This window comes from Adlercreutzia aquisgranensis, from assembly GCF_943193145.1.
Classification (GTDB): Bacteria; Actinomycetota; Coriobacteriia; order Coriobacteriales; family Eggerthellaceae; genus Xiamenia; species Xiamenia aquisgranensis.
The window spans coordinates 1-24,328 of the sequence record NZ_CALPDA010000016.1 but is presented as its reverse complement, the minus strand read 5'-3'; the positions used below and the strand labels follow the sequence as shown (position 1 = coordinate 24,328).

General features: G+C 67.0%; 21 protein-coding genes and 1 rRNA gene. 21 read left to right on the top strand and 1 reads right to left on the bottom strand.

The features are described from left to right. Positions 1–11: 11 nt before the first annotated feature. From NFR41_RS09865 to NFR41_RS09790, 16 genes are all read left to right on the top strand, one after another. On the top strand, positions 12–923 hold the full coding sequence (locus NFR41_RS09865; protein WP_251231717.1) for an NAD(+)/NADH kinase: 912 nt from the start codon (positions 12–14) through the stop codon (positions 921–923). Positions 924–1,067: 144 nt separating this feature from the next. Beyond that, on the top strand, positions 1,068–2,582 hold the full coding sequence (locus NFR41_RS09860; protein WP_251231716.1) for an alanine/glycine:cation symporter family protein: 1,515 nt from the start codon (positions 1,068–1,070) through the stop codon (positions 2,580–2,582). Positions 2,583–2,667: 85 nt separating this feature from the next. Next, positions 2,668–2,949, top strand: coding sequence for a holotricin-3 (locus NFR41_RS09855; RefSeq protein WP_251231715.1), 282 nt, complete (start codon positions 2,668–2,670; stop codon positions 2,947–2,949). 148 nt (positions 2,950–3,097) lie between these two features. Next, complete coding sequence (gene hisG / locus NFR41_RS09850) at positions 3,098–4,762, top strand: ATP phosphoribosyltransferase (protein ID WP_251231714.1); 1,665 nt, start codon at positions 3,098–3,100, stop codon at positions 4,760–4,762. Positions 4,763–4,777: 15 nt separating this feature from the next. Further along, complete coding sequence (gene hisD, locus NFR41_RS09845; protein WP_251231713.1) at positions 4,778–6,118, top strand: histidinol dehydrogenase; 1,341 nt, start codon at positions 4,778–4,780, stop codon at positions 6,116–6,118. After that, positions 6,111–7,196 carry a histidinol-phosphate transaminase gene (gene hisC / locus NFR41_RS09840; RefSeq protein WP_251231712.1) on the top strand — a complete coding sequence of 362 codons (1,086 nt, stop codon included), beginning with the start codon at positions 6,111–6,113 and terminating at the stop codon, positions 7,194–7,196. The genes hisD and hisC overlap by 8 nt, the downstream gene beginning before the upstream one ends. Next, positions 7,193–7,783: an imidazoleglycerol-phosphate dehydratase HisB gene (gene hisB / locus NFR41_RS09835; protein WP_285833873.1), complete on the top strand. Its 591-nt coding sequence runs from the start codon at positions 7,193–7,195 to the stop codon at positions 7,781–7,783. Before hisC ends, hisB begins: the two co-directional genes overlap by 4 nt. After that, the gene (gene hisH / locus NFR41_RS09830; protein ID WP_251231723.1) at positions 7,783–8,463 is read left to right on the top strand and encodes an imidazole glycerol phosphate synthase subunit HisH; all 681 of its coding nucleotides are present in this window, start codon (positions 7,783–7,785) and stop codon (positions 8,461–8,463) included. Before hisB ends, hisH begins: the two co-directional genes overlap by 1 nt. A 6-nt stretch (positions 8,464–8,469) precedes the next feature. Then, positions 8,470–9,216 carry a 1-(5-phosphoribosyl)-5-[(5-phosphoribosylamino)methylideneamino]imidazole-4-carboxamide isomerase gene (gene hisA / locus NFR41_RS09825; RefSeq protein WP_251231711.1) on the top strand — a complete coding sequence of 249 codons (747 nt, stop codon included), beginning with the start codon at positions 8,470–8,472 and terminating at the stop codon, positions 9,214–9,216. Further along, positions 9,210–9,974: an imidazole glycerol phosphate synthase subunit HisF gene (hisF, locus tag NFR41_RS09820; protein WP_251231710.1), complete on the top strand. Its 765-nt coding sequence runs from the start codon at positions 9,210–9,212 to the stop codon at positions 9,972–9,974. Before hisA ends, hisF begins: the two co-directional genes overlap by 7 nt. A 214-nt stretch (positions 9,975–10,188) precedes the next feature. Then, positions 10,189–10,869: a transaldolase family protein gene (locus tag NFR41_RS09815; protein WP_251231709.1), complete on the top strand. Its 681-nt coding sequence runs from the start codon at positions 10,189–10,191 to the stop codon at positions 10,867–10,869. Next, a complete protein-coding gene (rho, locus tag NFR41_RS09810) occupies positions 10,866–12,728 on the top strand; it encodes a transcription termination factor Rho (RefSeq protein ID WP_160213818.1) in 1,863 nt (620 codons plus the stop codon). Before NFR41_RS09815 ends, rho begins: the two co-directional genes overlap by 4 nt. An 18-nt stretch (positions 12,729–12,746) precedes the next feature. Next, positions 12,747–13,850, top strand: a complete 1,104-nt coding sequence (sppA, locus tag NFR41_RS09805) for a signal peptide peptidase SppA (RefSeq protein WP_251231708.1) — start codon at positions 12,747–12,749, stop codon at positions 13,848–13,850. Further along, positions 13,837–15,852 carry a class I tRNA ligase family protein gene (locus tag NFR41_RS09800; RefSeq protein ID WP_251231707.1) on the top strand — a complete coding sequence of 672 codons (2,016 nt, stop codon included), beginning with the start codon at positions 13,837–13,839 and terminating at the stop codon, positions 15,850–15,852. Before sppA ends, NFR41_RS09800 begins: the two co-directional genes overlap by 14 nt. Further along, positions 15,839–16,324 (top strand): ribonuclease HI, encoded by a 486-nt coding sequence (gene rnhA, locus NFR41_RS09795; protein WP_160213812.1) that lies wholly within the window; start codon positions 15,839–15,841, stop codon positions 16,322–16,324. The genes NFR41_RS09800 and rnhA overlap by 14 nt, the downstream gene beginning before the upstream one ends. A 175-nt stretch (positions 16,325–16,499) precedes the next feature. Continuing rightward, positions 16,500–17,657 carry a coiled-coil domain-containing protein gene (locus tag NFR41_RS09790; protein WP_160213810.1) on the top strand — a complete coding sequence of 386 codons (1,158 nt, stop codon included), beginning with the start codon at positions 16,500–16,502 and terminating at the stop codon, positions 17,655–17,657. A gap of 21 nt (positions 17,658–17,678) precedes the next feature. Here NFR41_RS09790 and yihA read toward each other — a convergent pair whose 3' ends face one another. Then, the gene (yihA, locus tag NFR41_RS09785; RefSeq protein WP_251231706.1) at positions 17,679–18,275 is read right to left on the bottom strand and encodes a ribosome biogenesis GTP-binding protein YihA/YsxC; all 597 of its coding nucleotides are present in this window, start codon (positions 18,273–18,275) and stop codon (positions 17,679–17,681) included. Positions 18,276–18,507: 232 nt separating this feature from the next. On the opposite strand from yihA, the gene rpsB reads away from it, so the two are divergent. The 5 genes from rpsB to NFR41_RS09760 all read left to right on the top strand — a co-directional run. After that, the gene (gene rpsB / locus NFR41_RS09780) at positions 18,508–19,338 is read left to right on the top strand and encodes a 30S ribosomal protein S2 (RefSeq protein WP_160213806.1); all 831 of its coding nucleotides are present in this window, start codon (positions 18,508–18,510) and stop codon (positions 19,336–19,338) included. A 30-nt stretch (positions 19,339–19,368) separates the two neighbouring features. Then, positions 19,369–20,229, top strand: coding sequence for a translation elongation factor Ts (gene tsf, locus NFR41_RS09775; RefSeq protein ID WP_160213804.1), 861 nt, complete (start codon positions 19,369–19,371; stop codon positions 20,227–20,229). 164 nt (positions 20,230–20,393) lie between these two features. After that, on the top strand, positions 20,394–21,677 hold the full coding sequence (murA, locus tag NFR41_RS09770) for a UDP-N-acetylglucosamine 1-carboxyvinyltransferase (protein ID WP_251231705.1): 1,284 nt from the start codon (positions 20,394–20,396) through the stop codon (positions 21,675–21,677). Between the two features lie 14 nt (positions 21,678–21,691). After that, the gene (locus NFR41_RS09765) at positions 21,692–23,308 is read left to right on the top strand and encodes an LCP family protein (protein WP_251231704.1); all 1,617 of its coding nucleotides are present in this window, start codon (positions 21,692–21,694) and stop codon (positions 23,306–23,308) included. 491 nt (positions 23,309–23,799) lie between these two features. After that, a 16S ribosomal RNA gene (locus tag NFR41_RS09760) occupies positions 23,800–24,328 on the top strand; the annotation flags it as partial.

The window sequence follows — 24,328 nt, the reverse complement described above, 5'->3', positions numbered from 1 at the left end:
GGAACGAGCTCATGCATATCCTCATCGTACGCAATAACTCCAACAGACAGGCCATGGAGGCGTCGCTTCTTCTGGGGCTTTATCTGGACAATCAGGGCATCGACCACACCGTATGCGACCTTGGCGGCCCCGACTGCAGCGACCGCGACGAGCGGCTGTGCGCCGTCGCGCGTCAAAGCGCCCTTGCCGTGGTTCTGGGCGGCGATGGCACCATGCTCAAGACCTCGCATCTAGTGGGATCTGCCGCCGTGCCCATCCTGGGGGTCAACTTCGGGCATCTAGGCTTTCTGGCCAACCCCAACGACGAGGGGGTCGTCGCGTTGGTAGGCCAGGCTCTTGCCGGCGAGCTTGCCGAAGAGCGCCGGACGAACCTTGCGGTGACGGTGGTCTGCGAAGGGCAGCGCGACCCCTTCGAGGACGGGTGGGGGGACGGTGCGCCCGAAGCGTTCGCATCGGCACAGGGCCGATGCGCCCCGGCATCGTTTTTCGCCCTCAACGAGCTGGCGGTGACCCGCGGCGCGAACGGGCGCGTGATCGAGGTGGGGCTCACCATCGCCGGCCAGCCCATCGACGACGTGCGCGGCGACGGATTCGTGGTGGCCTCTGCCACGGGCTCGACCGCCTACGCCCTCTCCGCCGGCGGACCCGTGCTCGCTCCGCTCTCGAAGAACCTGGTGGCCGTGCCCATCTCCCCCCACTCGCTGCGCAGCCGCGCCATCGTGACGGACCCCTCCGACGTGGTGGAGCTTGACCTGTCGCGCAACGGCGAGGGGCGCGACGCCACGGTGTTCATCGACGGGGACCTGCTGGACCTGCCGTCGGCGCCCCGGCGCATCTACGTGCAGCGCGGCGACGCGCCCACGGTGCTGCTGCGAAGCGGCAGCCAGCGCTTCTACCGCCACGTCTCGGAGGTGTTCTTCTAGACCCTGCGTTGCGACCTTGCCGGGCTCCGTGAAGCCCGCTTGGCCCGGGAAGCGGACATTGTGGCGGGGATGCGGCCTCCTATCGTGTAAAATCCGGCACCAGAGGAGTTTCGGGGAATCTCGGCAAACACAGAAAGGAGAGCCATGGAAGGTCTCAACGACATGCTCGTCGCCGTAACGGGCGAAATCGACGGGTTCATGTACACCTACATCCTGGTGATACTGCTCGTCTTCGTGGGTATCTACTTCTCCGTGCGGACGAAGTTCGTGCAGGTGCGCTACATCAAGGACATGTTCACGCAGCTGACGGAGAAGAAGCACGTTCCCGGCCAGAAGTCCATTTCGTCGTTCCAGGCGCTCATGGTGTCCACGGCTAGTCGTGTCGGCACCGGCAACATCGCCGGTGTGGCCACGGCTATTGCCACGGGCGGCCCGGGTGCCGTGGTGTGGATGTGGATCATGTGCATCGTGGGCGCCGCCTCGGCGTTCATCGAGAGCACCTTGGCCCAGATCTGGAAGGTGCGCGGCAAGGAAGGGGAGTACCGGGGCGGCCCGGCCTACTACATCGACCAGGCCTTGGGCAAGCGCTGGCTGGCCATCCTGTTCGCGGTGCTGCTCATCCTCTGCTTCGCCTTCGGCTTCAACGGCCTGCAGGCATACAACGCCGCGAGCGCGCTGGAGTACTACATCCCCGACTACGCCACCAACGGCGCCGCCATCGCCGTGGGCATCGTGCTGGCCGTGTTCACCGCCTTCGTCATCTTCGGCGGCGCGTCCCGCATCTCCATCATCACCTCCATCATCGTGCCCGTCATGGCCATCGCCTACATCGCGCTGGCCGTATGGACCACGGTGACCAACCTCGGCGAGATCCCCGCGGTGTTCTCCACCATGTTCGCCTCCGCCTTCAACTTCCAGTCCATCGCGGGCGGCTTCGCGGGCTCGGTGGTCATGCTGGGCATCAAGCGCGGCCTGTTCTCCAACGAGGCCGGCATGGGCTCGGCCCCCAACGCCGCCGCAACCGCCAGCGTCTCGCATCCCTGCAAGCAGGGCCTGGTGCAGAGCCTGTCCGTCTACATCGACACGCTGGTCATCTGCACCTGCTCCGCCATGATGGTCATGGTGTTCTACGTGCAGAACCCCGCCGCGGCCGAAGCGCTCAACGGCATGCCGCTCGTGCAGATGGCTGTGAACAACTCCGTAGGCGAGATGGGTATCCATTTCATGACCTTCGCCATCTTCGCCTTCGCGTTCTCCAGCCTCATCGGCAACTACTTCTACGCCGAGAGCAACTTCCGCTTCATCACGAAGAACCGCTGGGCTCTGCTCGTGTTCCGCGTGCTGTGCCTGGCCTTCATCTACTATGGCGCGGTGAACAGCTTCGATTTGGCCTGGAACCTGGCCGACATCTTCATGGGCTTCATGGCTATCGTGAACCTGATCGCCATCCTGCTTCTGGGCAAGTGGGCGCTGCGGGCCCTGGATGACTACACCGCCCAGCGCAAGGCCGGCAAGGACCCGGTGTTCGTGGCCGAGCACATTCAGGGCCTGCCTGCCACCGAGTGCTGGCACGTGGATCAGCTGGAGGAGTACGGCCCCAGTCCCATGAAGGAGTACCTGGAGGAGGCCATCGACACCGACTTCGTTACCCTGAAGTAGGTTCGCTGACCGCACCGCTTCGCTATAATGGAGCCCGCAGGCGCCCGTACGGGGCCTGCGGGCTTCTTTCGGAAAGGTGGTAGCCGTGGCTGAGGACGATCGTCGAGCGGGGGATTGGCTCCATCGCGACCAGCGCCGTCGCGCCCGCGAGGAGGGGCCGCTGCAGCAGCCGGGCTCCGCGCCGGCGAAGTGGTACGACCAGACCTTCTGGATCGTGGTGTTCCTGGTGGTGTTCTGGCCGGCGGGCATCGTGCTTGCATGGAGGAGCCGCTGGCCGCTGGCCGGCAAGCTGCTGGCCACGTTGTTCGTGGTCGCCTGTATCTACCTGGCGCTTTCCATGCAGGCCTACGTGCGGGGGCTTAGCTAGCCCCTATGGCGGTTTGTTGTGGTCTCGCCGATGCCGTCACTTTAGTACTCTACTGTGGTAAAGTGACGGCTCGATAGGGTTCCCACCGGACTCAGGCGTCTGGAGGGAGCGCGATGTGGAAGCTCCCGCAGAAGAAGGATCGAAGGGCATGATCTACAGCACCCCCCAGGGGTTCCGCGATATTCTCCCCGACGAGGCCCTGCGCCGCGAAGTGCTCGTGCGCCGTCTGCAGGACCTGTTCGCCGAGGCGGGCTATGCGCCCATCGAGACGCCCACGCTCGAGGTCATGGCCGTGGCCGACGCGGGCGGCCGCATGCCCGCGTCGCCCTTTCGGCTGTTCGACGCCAGCGGCACGCTTCTCGCCATGCGCCCTGACGTCACGTCCCAGATCGCGCGGGTATGCGCCACCAGGCTGGCCGCGCAGGACGGCCCCGTTCGCCTGCGCTACACCCAGCGCGTCTTTCGCGAGGCGAAGAACCCCTTTCGGGCCGACCCGCGCGAGGAGACCCAGATCGGCATCGAATGCGTCGGCCCAAGCGGTGCGGCCGTCGATGCCGAGGTGGTCGTTCTGGCTGCCCGCGCCTTGGAGCTTTGTGGCGTGGGGGAGTTCACCATCGCCGTGGCCTCGGTGGGGGTGCTGCGGCGGCTGCTGGAGTCCTGCGGGGCGCCCGAGCCGTGGAGGCGCGCGGTCCTGGAGGCCTACCATGCCTCCGACCTCGTGGAGGTCGACCGGCTCTGCTCGGATGCGGCATGCGTGGCTCCGGTGTACGGCTCGGCCATCGCCTCGCTTGCCCGCATTCGCGGCGGGCGCGGCGCCGTTGCGGAGGCGGAGGCCCTTGCGGGTCCCCTGGGTTGCGCCGGCTGCCTGGCCGAGCTTAAGAGCCTTGTCGACGAGCTCGACCGGCGGGGCCTGGGCGAGCGGCTGCTTGTCGACTTCTCCATCATGAGCTCGTTCGACTACTACACCGGGTTCGTGTTCGAGGTGTTCGCCCCCGCTCGCGCCGACGCCTTGGCCCGGGGCGGGCGCTACGACAACATGCTCGGCTCCTACGGGGCAAGCCGCCCGGCGGCCGGGTTCGCCCTGGGGCTGGAGGCCTGTATGGAGGCTGCCGAGCAGCAAGGCGCTCCAACGTCGGGCGAGGCTCGTCCGCTGCGCGTGGCCGTGCCGAAAGGCTCGCTCAACGCCGACGCCATCGCCGTGCTTGCCGGCGCAGGCTTGGACGTTTCGGGGCTTGCGCATCCCGGGCGTTCGCTCATCATCAGAAACCGCGGCGTCGAGTACCTTATCGTGCGCCCCTCGGATGCGCCGGCCTTGGTGGCCCTGGGCGCTGCCGACTGCGGCATCTGCGGGCTCGACTCGCTCCTGGAAACCGATGCGAGCGTGGTTCAGCTTGCCGACCTGCGCTTCGGCGCCTGCCGCTTCATCGTGGCCGAGCCCGCTGGCACCTCCGACGAGGTGCGTGAGCGCTACGAGCGCCACGGCTCGGTGAGGGTGGCTACGAAGTACCCGCGCATCGCGCAGCGCTACTACGAGGGACGCTGCATGAAGTGCGACATCGTAGCCCTGCACGGCAACATCGAGCTGGCGCCGCTCACCGGCTTGGCCGAGCAGATCGTCGACATCACTGCCACAGGCGCTACGCTTCGGGAGAACAACCTGGTCATCGTCGACGACGTGCTCTCGTCCACGGCCCGCTTCTTCGCCAACGGCTCGGCCTTGCGCACCGACGAGCGCATAGGCGAGCTGGCAGCGCGTCTGTCGGATTTCGCAGCAACGCAACCCTTCGAGCCCATTGCCGGTTCGACGAACTAGAGGAAGGAACTTGCCATGCGTCGTGTCATCCTAGGTCCCGGCGAGGTTTTCGGAAACGGGCATCTGAGGCGCACGGGGGCGTTCAACGCCCAGGCGCTCACGGCTGCCACGGCCATCGTCGAGGACGTGCGCGAGCGCGGGGACGAAGCCCTGCACGAGTACACCCTGCGCTTCGACGGCGTGTCTCCGGAGGCGTTTCGCGTTCCCCCCAGCCGCATAGCCGAGGCCGCCAGCCAGATCAGCGACGAGCTCTCCGACGCGCTTCGCCAGGCTGCCGCGCAGATCCGCGACTTCCACGAGCGTCAGCGCCAGCAGAGCTGGTTCACGGTGCGCCAGGACGGCGCCCTCACCGGAGCGAAGGTGACCCCGCTCGACTCCGTGGGCATCTACGTGCCGGGAGGCCGGGCCTTGTACCCCTCCACGGTGCTCATGAATGCCATCCCGGCATCGGTGGCCGGGGTGGGGCGCATCGTGGTGACGACCCCGCCTACCGCCGACGGCACCGTGGACGCCGCCATCCTGGAGGCCTGTCGCATCGCGGGCGTGACCGAGATCTACACCGTGGGCGGCGCCCAGGCCGTGGCCGCCCTGGCCTACGGCACCGCCTCCATCGCGCCGGTGGACAAGATAACCGGCCCTGGCAACGCCTACGTGGCCGCCGCCAAGAAGGTCGTGTCGGGCGACGTGGGCATCGACATGATCGCGGGCCCTTCCGAGGTGTGCGTGGTGGCCGACGAGACCGCCGACCCTGCGCTCGTGGCCATAGATCTCATGGCCCAGGCCGAGCACGACCCGCTGGCCAGCTGCTATCTGGTATGCCTGAGCGAGGGCTACGCCGACGCGGTGCTCCAGGCGGTGGAAGCGCACATGGCCCGCTCCACCCGCGCCCAGATCACCCGCGCCTCCCTGGACGAACAGGGGCTCGTCGTGGTGTGCCGGACCATGGGCCAGGCGCTGCAGGCGGTCAACGTCATCGCCCCGGAGCATCTGGAGCTGCACGTGGCCCATGCGCTCGACTACCTGGGCGAGGTCCGCAACGCCGGCGCTATCTTTCTGGGCGAGTGGACTCCCGAGGCCGTGGGCGACTACGCGGCCGGCCCCAACCACACGCTGCCCACAGGGGGCACGGCGCGCTTCGCCTCGCCGCTTTCGGTGGATGAGTTCGTGAAGAAGTCCAGCGTCATCCAGTACTCGCCGCAGGCCTTGGCCCGCGATGCGGCCACGGTCATGGCCATCGCCGACCACGAGGGGCTGTGGGCCCATCGCGAAAGCGTGGCCCTGCGCAGGAACCTGCTCGAGACGGGCGCGCTCTTCGGGGGCGGTTCGCAGGATGCGGGCGGAGCGCTCCATGCGTAGCGTGCGCCCCCCTGCCGCCCATCTGGCCCGGATGCAGCCCTACGACCCGAAGTACCTGCCTGCGCGGGCGTTCCTCTCGGCCAACGAGAACCCGCTCGACGTGGAGGACAAGCTGCGCCAGGAGATTGCCCGCGAGCTGAAGCGGGTACCGCTCAACCGCTATCCTGACCCTCTGGCCAACGAGCTGCGCGACCAGATAGCCCGGGCCTACGGCTTGCGGCGCGAGCAGGTGCTGGTGGGCAACGGCGGCGACGAGCTGCTGTTCGACGTGGCGCTGTGCTGGGGAGGCCCGGGGCGGACGTTCCTGAACCTGCCGCCGACGTTTTCGGTCTACGAAGCCAACGCGCGCCTGACCCACACGAAGACGGAGAACGTGCCCCGGCGCGCGGACTTCTCCATCGACGAGGAGGCGGTCCTTGCCCGGGTGGCGCGCGGGGATGTCGACTACGTGGTGGTGACGAGCCCGAACAACCCCACCGGCAACGCCGCGCCCGCAGGCTTCGTCCGGCGCCTGCTGGATACCACCGACGCGCTCGTGCTGGTGGACGAGGCTTACGGCGAGTTCTGCGACGAATCGGTGATGCCCTTGCTGGGCGACTACGAGAACCTGCTCGTTCTGCGCACGTTCTCGAAGGCATACGCCCTGGCCGGCGTGCGCATGGGTTACGTCTTGGGGGCGCCGACGGTGATCGAGCAGCTCTGCAAGGTGCGCCAGCCCTACTCGGTCAACGCGCTCTCCCAGACGGCGGCTTGCGCGGTGTTTCGCAATCGGGAGCGGTTCGCCCCCGCTATCAGGGGTATCGTGGCCGAGCGCGAGCGCGTGTTCGGTGAGCTTGCGGCCATGCCCCAGGCGAGCCCCTACCGAAGCGACGCGAACTTCATCCTTGTGCGAGTGCCCGACGCCCACCGGGTATGGGAGCGGCTCTACGACCAAGGCGTGCTGGTGCGCGACCTCTCGGGCAACCCGCTGACAAGCGACTGCCTACGGGTGAGCATCGGCACCCGTCAGGAGAACAACCTGTTTCTGGGGGCCCTGGCCGAGGCGCTGGGGCCAAGTGAGCGGAAGGCGGATCGATGATGCGGGAAGCTGCTGTCGAGCGAACCACCAAGGAGACCTCCGTATCGGTGCGGCTGGGCATCGACGGGACGGGTCGGTCGCAGGTGCGCACGGGCATCGGATTCTTCGACCACATGCTCGAGGCCTTCGCCCGCCACGGATCGTTTGATCTGGACGCCGTTTGCGAGGGCGACCTTGAGGTGGACGGGCACCACAGCGTGGAGGACACGGGCATCGTGCTGGGGCAGGCCTTCGCCCGGGCGCTGGGCGACAAGCGCGGCATCGTTCGCTTCGGGTCCGTTGCTCTGCCCATGGACGAGGCGCTGGTGCTGGCCGCCTGCGACATCTCCGGGCGCGGGCAGCTCCATTGGGCCGTCGACGTGCCCTGGGGCATGATCGGGGACTTCGACTCGTCGCTGGCCAAGGAGTTCTTCATCGCCTTCGCCTCCAACGCCGGGGTGACGCTGCACGTGCGCCAGCTGGCCGGCGAGAACGCCCACCATATCGTGGAGGCCGCCTTCAAGGCCGTGGCGCGCGCGCTTCGCCAGGCGGTAGCCGTGGATGCGCGGCACCCCGAGGAGCTTCCCAGCACGAAGGGCGTGCTGTGATGACTATCGCCGTCGTCGACTACCACAAGGGAAACCTGCTGTCGGTGCAGCGGGGGCTTCAGGCTGCCGGTGCCCAGGTGGCGGTGACCGACCGCGCAAGCGACATCGCCACCGCCGGCGCCATCGTGCTGCCGGGCGTGGGCGCCTTCGCCGACGCCGCCGACGCGCTGCGCAGGCTGGGGCTGGACGGGCTTCTGCGCCGCCGGGTGGCCGAGGGCGCGCCTTTTCTGGGCATCTGCCTGGGCATGCACCTCATGTTCGAAGAGGGGGTGGAAGGCGCTCCCGAGCCCGACGACGAGGAGTCTTCCCATAACGCCGTCGGCCTGGGCATCCTGCCCGGGGTGGTCGGCCGCCTTCCCAGAACCGACGAGGCGGGCAACCCCTACAAGATTCCCCATGTGGGGTGGAACACCGTGTCGCTTGCGGGGGAGGGCGCCGATCCGTCGGCCGCCTCTGCGCTCTTCGACGGCATCCCCGACGGCGAGTACTTCTACTTCACCCACAGCTACGCGGTGCCCGACGGCCCCTTCGTCATCGGGCGCACGCGCCACAGCGTGCGCTTCCCCAGCGCGGTGCGCTACGGCGATCGCGCCTTCGGCGTGCAGTTCCATCCGGAGAAGAGCTCTGAAGCGGGTCATCGGCTGCTTCGGAACTTCGTCTCGCTTGCCCAGGAAGGCTAGGTGCCCATGTATCTGCTACCGGCGATCGACATCCTCGGCGGGAAGGCCGTGCGACTGATGAAGGGCGACTACGACCGGGTGACCGTCTACAACGACGACCCCGTGGCCCAGGCCCGCGTCTTCGCGGAGCAGGGCGCGTCGTGGCTGCACGTGGTCGATTTGGACGGCGCCCGTTCGGGGCTGCCCGAGAACATCGCCGCCATCGAGGCCATCGTGTCGGCCACGGGGCTTTCGGTGGAGGTGGGCGGCGGCGTCCGCTCCCTGGCCACCGTGCGCCGCCTGGTCGACGCCGGGGTATCCCGCATCGTGCTGGGAACGGCGCTCGTGGCCGACGAGGCCTTCGCCCGCGACGCAGCCTTCGAGTTCGGCGATCTGCTGGCCGCAGGCATCGACGCCCGAGGGGGAGAGGTGGCCGTGGCCGGCTGGCGGCAGGGAACGGGCCGCGACGCCTGCGAGCTGGCGCGGGCCATGGCGGAGCTGGGCTACCGCCATCTGGTCTACACCGACATCGCCCGCGACGGTATGCAGACCGGCATCGATCCGGCCGCCTACAAGGCCATGGCCGAGGCGTTCGGGCATCCGGTCATCGCCAGCGGGGGCGTGGCCGGCGTATCCGACATCGAGGCGCTCGCCCCCATTGCGCGGCATATCGAGGGCGTGATCGCGGGCCGCGCTATCTACGAGGGCTCCCTGTCCGTCGAAGAGGGCGTGCGGGCGTGCGCAGCGGCCACGGAAGCGGGGTGTCCATGCTAGCGAAGCGCGTGATCCCCTGCCTGGACGTGGCCGGCGGCCGGGTGGTGAAGGGCGTGAACTTCGTGGGCCTGCGCGATGCGGGAGACCCTATCGAGCTGGCCGAGCTCTACGACGCCCAGAAGGCCGACGAGGTGGTGTTCCTGGACATCACCGCCACCTCCGACAAGCGCGCGACCGCCCAGGAGCTGGCCAGCCGCGCTTCTGCGTCGCTGCATCTGCCCTATTGCGTAGGGGGCGGCTTCCGAAGCGTCGAAGACATGCGCTCCATGATCGCTGCCGGCGCCGACAAGGTGTCGGTGAACAGCGCCGCCGTAGCCGACCCCTCCCTCATATCCCGGGCCGCCGCGGCGTTCGGCAGCCAGGCGGTGGTGGTGGCCGTGGACGCCAAGGCGGAGGCGGGCAGGCCCAACCGCTGGGAGGTCTACGTGGCAGGTGGGCGCAAGGCCACGGGAATCGACGCCGTGGCCTGGGCTGCTCAGGCGGCCCGCGCTGGTGCCGGCGAGATCCTGCTCACCTCCATGGACCGCGACGGCAGCCGCGAGGGGTTCGACTGCGCGCTCACCCGCGCCGTGGCCCGCGCCGTGGACATCCCGGTCATCGCCAGCGGCGGCGTGGGGTGCCTGGAGCATTTCGCCCAGGGGATCTTGGAGGGGGAGGCCGACGCGGTGCTGGCTGCGAGCGTCTTCCACTTCGGCGAGTTCACCATCTCCCAGGTCAAGGAGTCCATGCGCTCCTTCGGAATCCCCGTGCGGCTGTAGCGCGCCTCGGCTGCTGCTGTGTTTTTCTTGCAGCGCCTGCGGGCTTGCGCTACTATGGGCAGGTGGATTCTTCAAGGCTCCCTTTGCGCCGTCGCCATGCCGGCGCCCATCGGGAGCGTACGTCTGTCTTTCACATCAGTCCAAGAGAACAGGTGTCTTGCTGCGCGTCGTTGGCGCATGGGAAACGGTAAGCCTTGCAAGGGAAGGGGAACGCGTGAAGTTTTTCCTGGATACGGCCGATTTGGCGGAAATCGAGGAGGCGGCGAGCTGGGGCGTGCTCGCGGGGGTGACCACGAACCCGACGCTCTACGCCCGCACCGGCGGCTCGGTGGATGACTTCCACAGCCATATCAAGCGCATCTGCGACGTGGTGGACGGCCCCGTCTCCGCCGAGAGCGTCGCCATGACCCGCGACGACATCGTCGCCGACGGACGGGTTCTGGCCGCCTTGGCCCCCAACGTGGTGGTCAAGGTCCCCACCACCATCGAGGGCCTGGCCGCCACGCGCCAGCTGGCGCAGGAGGGCATCCCCGTGAACATGACGCTGTGCTTCACGGTGCCCCAGGCCATCATGGCCGCCCGGGCCGGCGCCCGCTACATCAGCCCCTTCGTAGGCCGTTTCGACGACATCTCCGAGGACGGCCTGGCCCAGCTGGCCGACGTGGTGACCGCCATCGGCAACTACGACTTCACCGACAGCACCGTGGGCGGACAGCAGATTGAGATCATTGCCGCCTCCGTGCGCAGCCCCCACCATGTGGCCCAGGCGGCGCTCATGGGGGCCGATATCGCCACGGTGCCCTTCGCTGCCCTGAAGAAGTGCGTGCAGCATCCCCTGACCGACCGCGGCCTGGATGCTTTCATGAAGGATTGGGAGAAAGTTAAGAACGCATGAGCGAAGAAGCAGTAACCGCGGAGGGGCGCCCCGCCGCCGATGCCCCGGCCCGTAAGACGCGCACCCGCGCCTCCTCCGCCTCCGACGCCTCCGGCTCATCGGAGAGTGCGCCCGCCGAGGCCCCCAAGCGCAAGCGCGGCCGTCCGCGCAAGGCCGACGCGGAGCAGGCGAAGGCCGCCGAGAACGCCGAGAGCGCCGCTTCGGCTGACGAGGCCCCCAAGCCCCGTCGCGGCCGCCCGCCCAAGGTCAAGCAGGACGCGGCGGAGCAGGCGAGCACCGAGAACCGCGCGCCTGCGGACGATGCGGCCCCCCGCTCCGAAGGCGAGTCGCAGCGCCCCCAGGGCCGCGTGCGCCGCAAGAGCGTGAAGGTGCAGCACCAGGACGCCGCGCGCAGCGCCGACCGCCCCCAGCCCCGACCGGCCTCGGGCACCCAAAGCCAGAAACAGCAAGGTCGCCAGAAGCAGCAGGGCAAGGGCAACCGCGGCCAGCAGCCCTACGGCAACCAGGGAAACCAGGGCGGCAACCGCAAGCAGCACGGCCGCCACAACAACCAGCAGCGCGAGATGGTTCCCAGCGTGAACAAGGACGAGCTGGCCAAGCTCAAGGTTGCCGAGCTGCGCGAGAAGGCGACGGCGCTGGGCCTCGACGGCGCCGGCATGAAGAAGGCCGAGCTCGTGGAAGCCGTGTTCCAGGCGGCGGTGCGCGCCGAGGGCTTCAAGGACGCCACGGGCGTCTTGGACATCATGCCCGACGGCTACGGCTTCCTGCGCACGAGCGGCTATTTGCCCGGCGAGGACGACTGTTTCATCAGCACGCAGTTCATCCGTCGCTTCGGCCTGCGCAAGGGCGATATGGTCTCCGGCCAGACGCGCCCGGCGCGCCCCAACGACAAGTACGGCGCCCTGCAGAAGATCACCGCGGTCAACGGCCGCGACCCCGAAGAGGCCGCCCATCGCGTGCGCTTCGGCGACCTTACGCCGGTTTATCCCGACGAGTGCCTGGTCATGGAGCACGGCAAGAGCGCCGTCACCGCCCGCGTCATCGACTTGGTGTCTCCCATCGGCAAGGGCCAGCGCGGCTTGATCGTGTCGCCCCCCAAGGCCGGCAAGACCACCATCCTGAAGGACATCGCGGCCTCCATCACGGCCAACAATCCCGAGGTGCACCTCATGTGCCTTCTGGTGGACGAGCGTCCCGAGGAAGTTACCGACATGCAGCGCAGCATCAAGGGCGAGGTCATCTCCTCCACCTTCGACATGCCCACGGAGAACCATATCGCCGTGGCCGAGCTGGTCATCGAGCGCGCGAAGCGCTTGGTTGAGGAGGGCCGCGACGTGGTCATCCTGCTCGACTCCATCACGCGCCTCGCCCGCGCCTACAACCTGGCCCAGCCTGCCAGCGGGCGCATCCTGTCCGGCGGCGTGGACTCCACGGCCCTCTATCCGCCGAAGCGCTTCCTGGGCGCCGCCCGCAACATCGAGAACGGCGGCAGCCTCACCATCCTGGCGTCCGCGCTGGTGGATACGGGCTCGAAGATGGACGAGGTCATCTTCGAGGAGTTCAAGGGTACCGGCAACATGGAGCTCAAGCTCGACCGCAACTTGGCCGACCGCCGCATCTTCCCGGCCATCGACCCGGTGGCTTCCGGCACCCGCAAGGAGGAGCTGCTCATGGACCCGCAGATGGCCACCCTGGTGTGGGGCGTGCGCCGCATCCTCTCGAACATGAACTCCACGGAGCGCTCCATGGACATGCTGATCAAATCGCTCAAGCAGACCGAGACCAATGAGGAGTTCCTCATCCGCACCGCCCGCAAGGCCAACCGTAGCGCCAAGGGCGAGGGCGTGGCGGAGCTGTAGGCCTGAAGGGGAGAGCGCATGGACGACAACGTGAATCGCGGGCAGTACCCGGGCCAGGCCGCCGTCCCGCCGCCGCAGCCGGCCTCCTTCGTGCCTCCGTCCGCAGCGCCGGGCGCACCGCAGTGGGGTCCGTACGGAGCTTGCGGGCAGCCGGTCTACGCGGTTCCCGCCCAGCCGCGGCAGTCCCGGGGCTGGGTGGTCGGCATCGTGGTGGCGTTGTGCGTATGCCTTGTGCTCGTGGTGGGCATGGGCTCGTGCACGGCCCTCTTCGCATCGTCGTTCGGAGCGCTGGGGTCCTCGTCGCTCTACGACGGGGCCGAGTTCCTCGAGCGCGACACCGTTGCGGTCATCGACATGAGCGGCACCATCCAGTACGACGGAACCACCTGCAGCCCGGAGGGGCTGAAGGCCCAGCTCGATATCGCCAGCGAGAACCCCCATATCAAAGCCGTGGTGCTTCGGGTCGATTCGGGCGGCGGCGTGTCCACGGCGGGGGAGGAGATGTCGGCGCTCGTGCGCGACTTCGACAAGCCCATCGTGGTCTCCACGGCATCGCTCAACGCCAGCGCCGCCTACGAGATATCCAGCCAGGCCGACTGCATCTTCGTGGCCAAGTCCTCCTTCGTGGGGGCCATCGGCACGCTGATGCAGGTGACCGACCTGTCCGAGCTCATGGAGAAGCTGGGCATATCCATCGACACCATCGCGTCGGCCGACAGCAAGGATTCCAGCTACGGCTACCGCCCGCTCACCGAGGAGGAGCGCCAGTACTACCAGGACCAGGTTAACGCGGTGAACGACCAGTTCATCGAAACCGTTGCCGAAGGGCGCGGCATGAGCGCCGAAGAGGTGCGCGAGCTGGCGACGGGCATGACGTTTCTGGGGACCGAGGCGGTGGACAACGGGCTGGCCGACCGGATAGGCTACGAGGACGACGCCGTGGCTTACGCGGCCCAGCTCGCCGGTCTTTCCGGCTACGATGTCTACCACCTGGGCGGATACTCGTCCGATCTCTCGCAGCTGCTCGACCTTCTCTCCGAGGGCAAACCCTCCCTTGACGGCGAGACACTACTCGGATTGCTCGGTTCGTCTTCGGAAGGAGCATTGAATGGCGACCGATAACCTCCAGGCTGCGTGGCCGGCCCGCGCCGTAGTGACCGCGGGCATGCCCTACGGCAACAAGCCCCTGCACTTCGGCCATATCGCCGGCGTGTTCGTGCCCGCCGACGCGTTCGCCCGTTTCCTGCGGGACCGCATCGGAGCCGACAACGTCCGCTTCATCAGCGGCACGGACTGCTTCGGTTCCCCCATTAACGAGGGGTACCGAAAGCTCAGGGAGGAAGCGGGCTTCGACGGCACCATCGCCGACTACGTCGAGCGCAACCACGAGGCCCAGAAGCGCACCCTTGCGGCTTACGACATCAGCCTGAGCATCTACCAGGGGTCGGGCATCGGCCATGCGGGGGAGGTCCATCAGGCCTTCACCGACCGCTTCATCCGTTCCCTCTACGAAGCAGGGCATCTGCGCCGCCGCTCCACCCTGCAGTTCTTCGACCCGCAGGCTCAGACCTTCCTCAACGGCCGCCAGGTGACCGGCCGCTGCCCTGTGCAGGGCTGCAAGTCCGAGAAGGCCTACGCCGACGAGTGCGACCTGGGCCACAGCTACGCGCCCGAGGACCTTATCGCGCCGAAGTCGTCGCTTACCGGATGCGTGCCCGAGATGCGCCCGGTGGAGAACTGGTACTTCGACCTGCCCGCCTTCGGCGACTACCTGCGCGCCTACGCAGCCGAGCTCGGAGCCGATGCCGACGTGCGCGCGATCGTGCCCCAGACCATAGCGGAGTTTTTGCTGCCGCCGGTGCTGTACGTGAAGAACGATATGGAAGAGGCATTCAACCAGGTGCGGGACGAACTGCCCGCCTGCGAGGTGGTGCCGGCCGCCGACGGCAAGCAGAGCTTCGAGGTGGGCTTCGCCAACATCGAGGACCGCGACGTGGCCCGTGCGGTCCTGGAGAAGGCGGGCATCCGCTTCCGGTCGGGCAAGACCCTCGTGCCCTTCCGCATCACGGGCAACATCGAGTGGGGCGTGGCGGCGCCGGACATCGAGGGGCTTGGCGGCCTTACGGTGTGGTGCTGGCCGGAGAGCTTGTGGGCGCCCATCTCCTTCACCATCGCCGCCAACGACGAGCTGGGGCTTCCCCGGGACAGCTGGAAGGACTTCTGGTGCAGCCCCGACGCCCAGGTCTACCAGTTCATCGGCCAGGACAACCTCTACTTCTACGGCGTGGCCCAGACGGCCATGTTCGAGGCGCTCTCGGGCACCGATATCGTCACGGGCGAGCCGACCGAGCATCCCGTGCGCCAGACGCGCCTGGTGGCCAACTACCACATCCTGCTGGGCAACAAGAAGGCGTCCTCTTCGGGGGCGGTGAAGCCGCCCACGGCCGACGAGCTCCTGGAGCACTACTCCGCCGAGGAGCTGCGGGCCCACTTCCTGGCCCTGGGCCTTGACCAGAAGTCCGTCGGCTTCAAGCCGAAGGCCTTCGACCCGGATGCGGACAAGCGCAGCGACCCGCGGGTGGCCGACCCGGTGCTCAAGGAGTCTGCGCTGCTCACGAACGTGTTCAACCGTCTGGCGCGCAGCTGCTTCTACGAGGCTCAGAAATCCTTCGGGTGCAACATGCCCGTGGGGGAGGTCACGCCTGCGGTCCTGCAGCGGGCCCACGACGCCATGGCCTCCTACGATGCGATCATGCACAAGGTGGAGCTGCACAGCATCATGGCCCTCATGGACGAGTTCATCCGCTGGTCGAACAAGTACTGGGCCGACGGCATCAAGAACGCCGAGCTCGCAGGCGACGATGCGGCCCGCCGCCAGGTGCTGCTGGACAGCTTCTACCTGCTGCGCGTGTGCACGCTGCTCATGCACCCGGTAGTCCCCGGCGGCACCGAGACCATCTGCGACTACCTGAACTTCTCCTTCGACGAGTTCTTCAGCTGGAACTACGACTTCGACGGCATGGCGGAGCTGTGCAGCGCCGGCGAGATCGTGGAGGGGGCGCACCGCGTCTGCGAGCTGCCTCCCCGTTTCGACTTCTTCAAGAAGCGCTATGCAGGTCGTTGATCTGTTCTCCGACGGCTCGTCTCGGGGCAACCCTGGGCCGGGCGGCTACGGCACCGTGCTGCGCTTCACGGATTCCGCCGGGCAGCTGCACGAGAAGGAGCTGTCCTGCGGTTTCCTGCAGACGACGAACAACCGCATGGAGCTTCTGGGCGCCATCGTGGGCTTGGAGGCGCTGCGCCGCCCCTGCAAGGTGACCGTCTACTCCGACTCCCAGTACCTGGTCAACGCCTTTGCGCAGCACTGGGTCGAGGGATGGGTGCGCCGAGGCTGGAAGACGGCCTCGAAGCAGCCGGTGAAAAACGTCGACTTGTGGAAGCGCTTGCTGGAGGCGATAAAGCCCCACGAGGTGAGCTTTGTGTGGGTGAAGGGCCATGCGGGCCATCCGGAGAACGAGCGCTGCGACCAGCTGGCCACCGCCGCCGCCGACGGGAGCGGGCTGCAGCGCGACGAGGGGTTCGAGCGCGGGCTGTAGGCCGCCGGCGAGCCGCCCGGCGAAAGCTGAGCCGTTCCCTGATGAATGGAGGCGGTGTGTTCGCGTTCTGTGCCCCTTGTCGTATTGGGCCGAAAGCCCCTGCCGTTTGCCGCCTTGTTTGGTACTCTGGTCGAAAAGATACCCGCGAAACGGTACCGACCGGAGGTTTCTATTCATGCATACGCACGCCTTTCGCACCGCGCTCGTCACGGCGCTCACGTGCTTTGTCTCTGCCTGCATCATTGCTCTGACCTGCGTATCCCCTGCATCCGCAACGCCTACGGCCGCGGAGAAGCAGGCCGAGGCCCAAGAGGTGCTCGCGTCGCTGGACGCCATGCAGGAGGTGCTCGACAAAGCCTCCAACGACTACTTCACTGCCCTTGACGAGCAGCAGGCCGCCGAAGAGGAGGCCGCTGCCGCCCAGGCCTCCATCGACGAGGCCACCGAGCAGATCCTCTCCATGCAGGATCGTCTGGGGTCGCGGGCGCGCAGCATGTACATCCAGGGCGAGACCGGTTTTCTCGACCTGCTGCTGGGCGCTACCAGCTGGGAGGACTTCACTACGCGCTGGTCGGTGCTCGTCGACATCAACCGCGGCGACACCGAGATGATCGAGCAGACCAAGGAGCTCCGCTCGCAGATACGCGACCAGAAGGTGATTTTGGACGAGCGCACGCAGACGGCGCGCGACAAGGCGGCCGAGGCCGAGCGCATCCAACAGCAGGCCCAGGAGACCACCGAGGCCATGCGCGCTACCTACGACAGCCTCTCCGCCGAAGCCGCCGAGCTGCTCGAGCAGGAGCGCGAGGCGCAGCGCTTGGCCGAGGAGGCCGCTGCGCGTGCGGCAGCCGAGGAGGCCGCCCGCCAGGCCGCTGCGGAGGAGGCCGCCCGCCAGGCTGCCGAGCAGCAGGCCGCTGCCTCCCAGGGGGTTTCGGGCGGTTCGGAGTCCTCCGACGCCTCGGGTCCCTCGGCCTCCGCGCCTTCCGCGACTACGCCTTCTGTCGAGTACAACCCCTCCACCGGAAACGCCATCGTCGACCGTGCCTACAGCTGCCTTGGCGCCGACTACGTATGGGGGGCCTGCAGCCCCGGGGCCTTCGACTGCTCGGGGCTGGTGAGCTACGCGGTTTCCGGAAGCTATACCCGCTTGGGCACGACCTATACGTTCCTCGGCTGGCCCCAGGTAAGCGATCCGCAGCCCGGCGACATCGCCGTGAACGCCCAGCACTGCGGCGTCTACATCGGCAATGGCCAGATGATTCATGCGGCCACGGAGGGCGTGGGCGTCATCATCGGCGGCGTCCAGGCCGGCATGATCTTCGTGCGGCCCTAAGGCCCTTCGCCCGAAGCGTCCCTACTCCGGCGCGCCGTCTGCCACGGCCCGGGCGATGATCGAGCGCACTTCGTCTATCCCGGCTCCGTTGGCCGACGAGCACACGGCCATGGGCACGTCGGAACCCAGCTTCAGCGCCTTGCGGATGGCGGCCCGCTGCTTCATCTGGGCTTGGCGGGAGAGCTTGTCCGCCTTGGTCAGCACCACGGCGAAGGGCAGCTGCGCCTCCTGCAGGAAGGCGATCATGTTGCGGTCCAGGGCGCTCGGCTCGTGGCGGATGTCCACCAGGCTCACCACCAGCGCGAAGTTGCGCTCCTGGTTGAAGTAGCCCTCGATGAGCTCCGACCAGCGCCCCTTCTCGGACTTGGACACCTTCGCGTAGCCGTAGCCGGGAAGGTCGACGAAGCGCATCCCCGGGCTCTCGAAGAAGTTGATGGTGGAGGTCTTGCCCGGGGTGGACGACACCTTCGCCAGGCTCTTGCGGTTGAACAGCTTGTTCAGAAGCGACGATTTGCCCACGTTCGACCGCCCGGCGAACGACACCTCCGCCACGGTGGAGGGGGGCAGCTGCGATGAAATGCCGAAAGAGCGCTCGAAGGTTACCTTGTTGAAGTCCATCTACCCTCCTGACCGATTGCGTGCAGGGGCCGAGTATACCCAATAGGCTGTGGAGGAAGCGTGATGTTGGGTTTGCGGGAAGGGAAAAAGCGCAAACAGGCGAGGGGCTGTGGTAGGATAGCCAGGTTTCTAATCACGCATGCTCGCGTGACTTGGCTCCGCTAGTGGCCACCGGAAAAGGCTGCGGGGCCGGGGAAGACCGCGGGCAGAGGACTAACGAATGGAGAAAGCAATGGCGAAAGTCAGCATTCAGACGCTGCTCGATGCGGGCAGCCACTTCGGTCACCAGACCCGTCGCTGGAACCCCAAGATGAAGCCCTACATCTTCGGCAGCCGCGGCGATATCTACATCCTCGACCTCAAGCAGACGCTCGTGGGCCTCGACCAGGCCTACACCTTCTGCGCCGACGTTGCCCGCAAGGGCGGCACCGTGCTGTTCGTGGGCACGAAGAAGCAGGCCCAGGAGGCCGTGGCCGACGCCGCCATCAAGTGTGGCATGCCCTACGTGAACTCTCGTTGGCTGGGCGGCATGCTCACCAACTTCGTCACCATCCGCCAGCGCGTCTCCTATATGGAGGAGCTCGAGGCCATGGAGGCCGACGGCCGCATGGCGCTGCTGCCCAAGAAGGAGCAGATCCTCAAGCTCAAGGAGCTCTCCAAGCTGCAGGCCAACCTCAACGGCATCCGCAACATGAAGCGCGTTCCCGACGCCATCTTCGTGGTGGACACCAACCGCGAGGCCATCGCCATCAAGGAAGCCCATCGCCTGAACATCCCCGTGGTGGGCACGCTGGACACCAACTGCGATCCCGACGACGTGGATTACGGCATTCCCGCCAACGACGATGCCATCCGCTCGGTGCGTCTGCTCACCGACTTCATTGCCGACGCCGTGGTTGCGGGCGTGGGCGTGCCGGTGACCGCCGTCGAGATGGCCGGCGCCGCCGATGCCCAGGGCGACGTCGCCGCGGCTGCCGTGGCCGAGACCACCACCCCCGCCGAGGCCGCCGTCGAAGCTGCCGCCGATGCCGCGGCCGTGGTCGCCGAGCAGGCTGCCGAGTAAACCAACCCTTTCACCGTCAAGGAGGAATCAATGGCGAACATCACCGCTGCCATGGTCAAGGAACTGCGCGAGATGACCGACGCCGGCATGATGGAGTGCAAGAAGGCGCTCGTCGAGGCCGAGGGCGACATGGAGAAGGCCGTAGACGTGCTGCGCACCCGCGGCTTGGCTGCCGTGGCCAAGAAGGCCGGCCGTGCCACCAACGAGGGCACCGTCATGTGCGTGCTCAACGACGCTTGCACGAAGGGTGCCATGGTCGAGCTGAACTGCGAGACCGACTTCGTGGCCATGAACGACAAGTTCAAGGCCTATGCCGAGCGCATCGCCAAGGCGGCCCTCGCCGCCGACGCCCAGGACGTCGAGGCCCTGAAGGCCGCCGACTGCGAGGGCGAGACCGTGGAGGCCGTCGTGACTGACGCCATCCACGTGATGGGCGAGAACACCCAGATCGCCCGCGTCGCCACCGTGGCCGCCGACGGCGTGGCCTCCTACATCCACGGCGGCGGCAAGATCGGTGTGCTCGTGGCCTTCGGCCTCGAGGGCATCGACCCGGCCTCCGACCAGTTCAAGGCCTACGGGCGCGATATCGCCATGCAGGTTGCCGCCGCCTCCCCGGTGGCCGCCAACCGCGATGCCGTTCCCGCCGAGACCATCGAGCACGAGAAGGCCATCTACATGGCCCAGGCCGCCGAGTCCGGCAAGCCCGAGGCTATCCAGGAAAAGATGGCCACCGGCCGCCTGGAGAAGTTCTACAAGGAGAACGTGCTGACCGAGCAGCAGTTCGTGAAGAACCCCGACCAGACCGTGGCCGACTACACCGCCGAGACGGCCAAGGCCCTGGGCGGCCAGATCTCCATCCTGGACTTCCAGCGCTTCGTGCTGGGCGCTTAGTCGTCCCGGCAGGGCGGGCAAGGGGCGCGAAGCCCCCTTCGACCATCTGTTTTCATTGCGGAGGCCTCCGAGCGGGGGTCTCCGCTTTCTATAATGGCACGTGCAACGACACCGCCTCGCCGTCTCTGCTCCGGATTCGGCGGGCATGAGGATAGAGGGGCTCCATGGCCGAAGAGATCATCGTTATCGAGGGGGGCTCTCCCCTCCAAGGCACCGTATCGGTTTCCGGTGCGAAGAACTCCGCCCTGAAGCTCATGGCCGCCTCGCTTCTGGGGCGCGGCACCTCTCGCATAGACAACGTTCCGCTCATTTCGGATATCGACATCATGGCCGAAGTGCTCCGGCGCCTAGGCGCTACGGTGGAGCGCGAAGGGCACAGCCTGCTCATAGACACGGCGCCGGTCGACTCTTACCAGACCCCCTACGAGCTCGTCTCGAAGATGCGTGCAAGCATCTCGGTGCTCGGCGCCCTCATCGGCCGTTTCGGCAAGGCGTGCGTCGCCATGCCAGGCGGCTGCCAGATCGGCGCTCGCAAGATAGACATGCATTTGGTGGGCCTGCAGGCGCTTGGCGTCGAATTCAACATGGAGCACGGTAATCTCCATGCCTCGACGCCCCGCGGACTGCACGGCGCCGAGGTCGTCCTGGACTTTCCCAGCGTGGGCGCAACGGAGAACCTGCTCATGGCGGCCGTGGTCGCCGAAGGGCGCACTGTGTTGGGCAATGCGGCGCGAGAGCCCGAAATCGTCGATTTGGCGAACATGCTCAACGCCATGGGGGCGTGCATCAGCGGAGCCGGCTCGGCGCTGATCGAGGTCGAGGGCGTGCCGCTTCAGTCCATGCATCCCTGCACCCATACGACGGTGGGCGACCGTATCGAGGCCGGTACGTTCCTGGTGGGCGGCGCGCTTACGGGCGGTCCGGTCACCGTGCGCGGCGTCGACCCCGCCTTCCTGCGGATGGCCCTCATGAAGCTCGACTCCATGGGCTGTTCGGTGGAGGTGGGCGACGACTACGTGACCGTCTCGCGCAGCCGCGCGCTGGTTCCCACCGACATCCAGACGCTTCCTCATCCAGGGTTTCCCACCGATCTGCAAGCCCAGTTCATGCTGCTGGCCAGCTGTGCCGAGGGCATGTCCGTCATAACGGAGAACGTGTTCGAGAACCGGTTCATGTTCGCAAGCGAGCTCGCGCGCATGGGGGCCGACATCGCCATAGAGGACCATCATGCCATCGTCCGCGGCTCGTGCGCGCTGCAGGGGGCCGACGTCTCGTCCACCGACCTGCGTGCCGGAGCGGCCCTCGTTCTGGCGGGCCTTGCTGCCGAGGGCCAGACGCGCGTGCATAAGGTGCAGCATATCGACCGCGGCTACGAGGACTACGTCGGCAAGCTGCGCAGTCTTGGCGCCCGCGTGTCCCGCCCCGCCGCCGACGCCTCGGGTCGGTAAGGCTGGCCTGTCCGGTGGCGCGGTCCGACAGCTTCAAGCCCAGGCGCTCCCGTCGCACGTCTCGGGACATCCGCTCGAACGTCGTAGGTACCCACGCCGGGGTGGGCCGGCTGTCGGAGCGGCCAACGAACGCGAGCGCCGTCGGCTTTTCCAATCCCCGCAAGCAGCGTCGCGCATCGCGCGGCTACGTGAGCAGCGTGCTGAAGGTCGACGATGCGGCGGCGCCTCGGAAGGGCGGCCGCGTCGGCGCCCGCAGGTTCGACAGAGAGGTGCACCGCAAGCGCAGGGTCAAGACCGCGGTCGCGATCGTTGCAGCCCTTGCCGTCGCCATCGTGGTCGCGGTCGCGGTGGGGGTGGCCGTGCTCCTGGGGTCCATCGACTCCCGCCTGGCCCTGGGCGACTCCAATGCAGCCTCGGCGCTGCAGCCCGCCTCGAAGGAAGGCTCCTTCTACAGTCTGGTGCTTGCCGATTTCTCCGTGGAAGGGGACGTCGCTCCTGAAAGGGTTCGCTCGTCCTCCGCCGATGATCTGCATTCCCTCGACGTGTCCGACACCGCCGTAGACGGCCTGGCCGCTAGCGGTTCGGCCTCCTCGGCGCCGGTCACGGTGGGGTCGGCGGACCAGGCCCAGAGCAACGACGCCTTCGCCCTCGTGCACGTAGACACCGAGAACAGGACCGCCCAGGTGATTGCCATCCCCTCGAACGTGGTTTCCACCGGCGACGACGGGCTGCTCTATACGCTGAGCGATCTGTGGGACCACTTGGGCGATGCCGGGGTCGTGGAGGCGGTCTCCTCCTTAGCGGAGGTGCCGATCACTCACGTTCTGAAGATCGACTCTGATGGTTTGAGGTCCTTGGTGGACGCCCTCGACGGCATTTCGGTCGAGGTAGGCGAGGAGATTGACGATCCCCGGGCCGGCAGCGTGTACGTGCCGGCTGGGCAGCAGCAGGTCGACGGCGCCGGAGCCCTCACGATGGTCCGCGCCACCAACCTCAGCGGAGGCGCTCGGCAAATGGCGGCCAACCGCATAGAGGTGCTTCGCTCGTTGTCTGCCAAGCTGCTCTCCCTGGACTCCTTGGGATTCTATGCCCTCATCGACCGGTTGCCCGGATGCCTGCGCACCGACGAGAGCACCGGCGAGGTGAACCATCTGATAACGTCTATGGCCTCCGTGGGGGTCGGAGCGATTTCCGGCGCCATGCTCCCCGGCGACGACATCTCGCGGGACGGCATCGTCATCTACCGGGTGGACGAGGGCGCGTGGGGCGATTACCTGGCAAGCATGAGCCAGGGCCAGGCTCCCGTGGTCTCGCAGGAATCCGCTCCCCGGGTCGATCCCTCTTCGTTCACGGTGTTCGTGAAGAACGGATCGGGTGTTTCCGGGGCGGCGGCAAGCATCTCCGACTCCCTCGAGGACCGCGGGTTCAACGTCGAGGGTATCGGCAACACCGATATCGAGGCCTACGACGAGACCCTGGTCGTGTACGCCGCCGACGAGTTCCAGACGGCTGCGCAGAGCGTGGCGCAGCAGCTCGGTGTCGGTCGGGTAATTTCGGACTACGCCGACTTCTATCATCTGGAGACCGACGTGCTCGTTATCGTGGGGCGCGATTGGAAGCCCGCCGAATAGAACGCAGCAGGAACACAAATCGTCCACAAGTGCTGCAGCGTTGTCAAATACTGGTTGAACTGGCCTTCTAACGACCAGGAAACAATTAACGCAGGTATTTTCTCTTAGATTAGGCCAATCGGCAAACTTTTTTCTTGCGCAAGCTATGGCCGATGCGTATTATATACAAGCTGCTTTTTTCCAAGGAGAGATGAGCAGCCCCTGGAGCCGGGCGACTGGCACCAGCCGCCCCGGAGGGCCGGAAAGAAATTTCCGAGAATCCGAAAATAACCCCTTGACGGGGAGGCGGCGGCAGGGTAAAGTATCTTCTTGCGCGTCTCGCGAGGCGGGGCGCGGCGGGAACCTTGACAACCGGATACTGTGGACAGGAAGACATAAGCCGAGCAACGATCCGGCGCCGCGGCCCAGAGGGGCCCGGCGCAGAGACAATTTCTTTCAAAGAGCTTCAAATCGAACGATCGGGGGAGGCCCTCGCGGGCGTCCCCCTTCCTTCAACGGAGAGTTTGATCCTGGCTCAGGATGAACGCTGGCGGCGTGCTTAACACATGCAAGTCGAACGACTAAACCGCCCTCGGGCGGACATAGAGTGGCGAACGGGTGAGTAACACGTGACCAACCTGCCCCCCGCTCCGGGATAACGCGGCGAAAGCCGCGCTAATACCGGGTACTCCGGCGAGGCCGCATGGCCCCGCCGGGAAAGCTCCGGCGGCGGGGGATGGGGTCGCGGCCCATCAGGTAGTAGGCGGGGTGACGGCCCACCTAGCTTTCGACGGGTAGCCGGGCTGAGAGGCCGACCGGCCACATTGGGACTGAGATACGGCCCAGACTCCTACGGGAGGCAGCAGTGGGGAATTTTGCGCAATGGGGGAAACCCTGACGCAGCAACGCCGCGTGCGGGACGAAGGCCTTCGGGTTGTAAACCGCTTTCAGCAGGGACGAATTCCGACGGTACCTGCAGAAGAAGCCCCGGCTAACTACGTGCCAGCAGCCGCGGTAATACGTAGGGGGCGAGCGTTATCC

Bases quoted from the DNA above. Each gene is read 5' to 3' on its own strand.
- rpsB (WP_160213806.1), top strand. From the start codon at position 18,508: ATGGCGAAAGTCAGCATTCAGACGCTGCTCGATGCGGGCAGCCACTTC.
- hisF (WP_251231710.1), top strand. From the start codon at position 9,210: ATGCTAGCGAAGCGCGTGATCCCCTGCCTGGACGTGGCCGGCGGCCGG.
- tsf (WP_160213804.1), top strand. From the start codon at position 19,369: ATGGCGAACATCACCGCTGCCATGGTCAAGGAACTGCGCGAGATGACC.
- hisA (WP_251231711.1), top strand. From the start codon at position 8,470: ATGTATCTGCTACCGGCGATCGACATCCTCGGCGGGAAGGCCGTGCGA.
- hisC (WP_251231712.1), top strand. From the start codon at position 6,111: ATGCGTAGCGTGCGCCCCCCTGCCGCCCATCTGGCCCGGATGCAGCCC.
- murA (WP_251231705.1), top strand. From the start codon at position 20,394: ATGGCCGAAGAGATCATCGTTATCGAGGGGGGCTCTCCCCTCCAAGGC.
- sppA (WP_251231708.1), top strand. From the start codon at position 12,747: ATGGACGACAACGTGAATCGCGGGCAGTACCCGGGCCAGGCCGCCGTC.
- NFR41_RS09865 (WP_251231717.1), top strand. From the start codon at position 12: ATGCATATCCTCATCGTACGCAATAACTCCAACAGACAGGCCATGGAG.
- hisH (WP_251231723.1), top strand. From the start codon at position 7,783: ATGACTATCGCCGTCGTCGACTACCACAAGGGAAACCTGCTGTCGGTG.
- NFR41_RS09800 (WP_251231707.1), top strand. From the start codon at position 13,837: ATGGCGACCGATAACCTCCAGGCTGCGTGGCCGGCCCGCGCCGTAGTG.
- hisD (WP_251231713.1), top strand. From the start codon at position 4,778: ATGCGTCGTGTCATCCTAGGTCCCGGCGAGGTTTTCGGAAACGGGCAT.
- NFR41_RS09790 (WP_160213810.1), top strand. From the start codon at position 16,500: ATGCATACGCACGCCTTTCGCACCGCGCTCGTCACGGCGCTCACGTGC.
- hisG (WP_251231714.1), top strand. From the start codon at position 3,098: ATGATCTACAGCACCCCCCAGGGGTTCCGCGATATTCTCCCCGACGAG.
- hisB (WP_285833873.1), top strand. From the start codon at position 7,193: ATGATGCGGGAAGCTGCTGTCGAGCGAACCACCAAGGAGACCTCCGTA.
- yihA (WP_251231706.1), bottom strand. From the start codon at position 18,275: ATGGACTTCAACAAGGTAACCTTCGAGCGCTCTTTCGGCATTTCATCG.
- rho (WP_160213818.1), top strand. From the start codon at position 10,866: ATGAGCGAAGAAGCAGTAACCGCGGAGGGGCGCCCCGCCGCCGATGCC.
- rnhA (WP_160213812.1), top strand. From the start codon at position 15,839: ATGCAGGTCGTTGATCTGTTCTCCGACGGCTCGTCTCGGGGCAACCCT.
- NFR41_RS09860 (WP_251231716.1), top strand. From the start codon at position 1,068: ATGGAAGGTCTCAACGACATGCTCGTCGCCGTAACGGGCGAAATCGAC.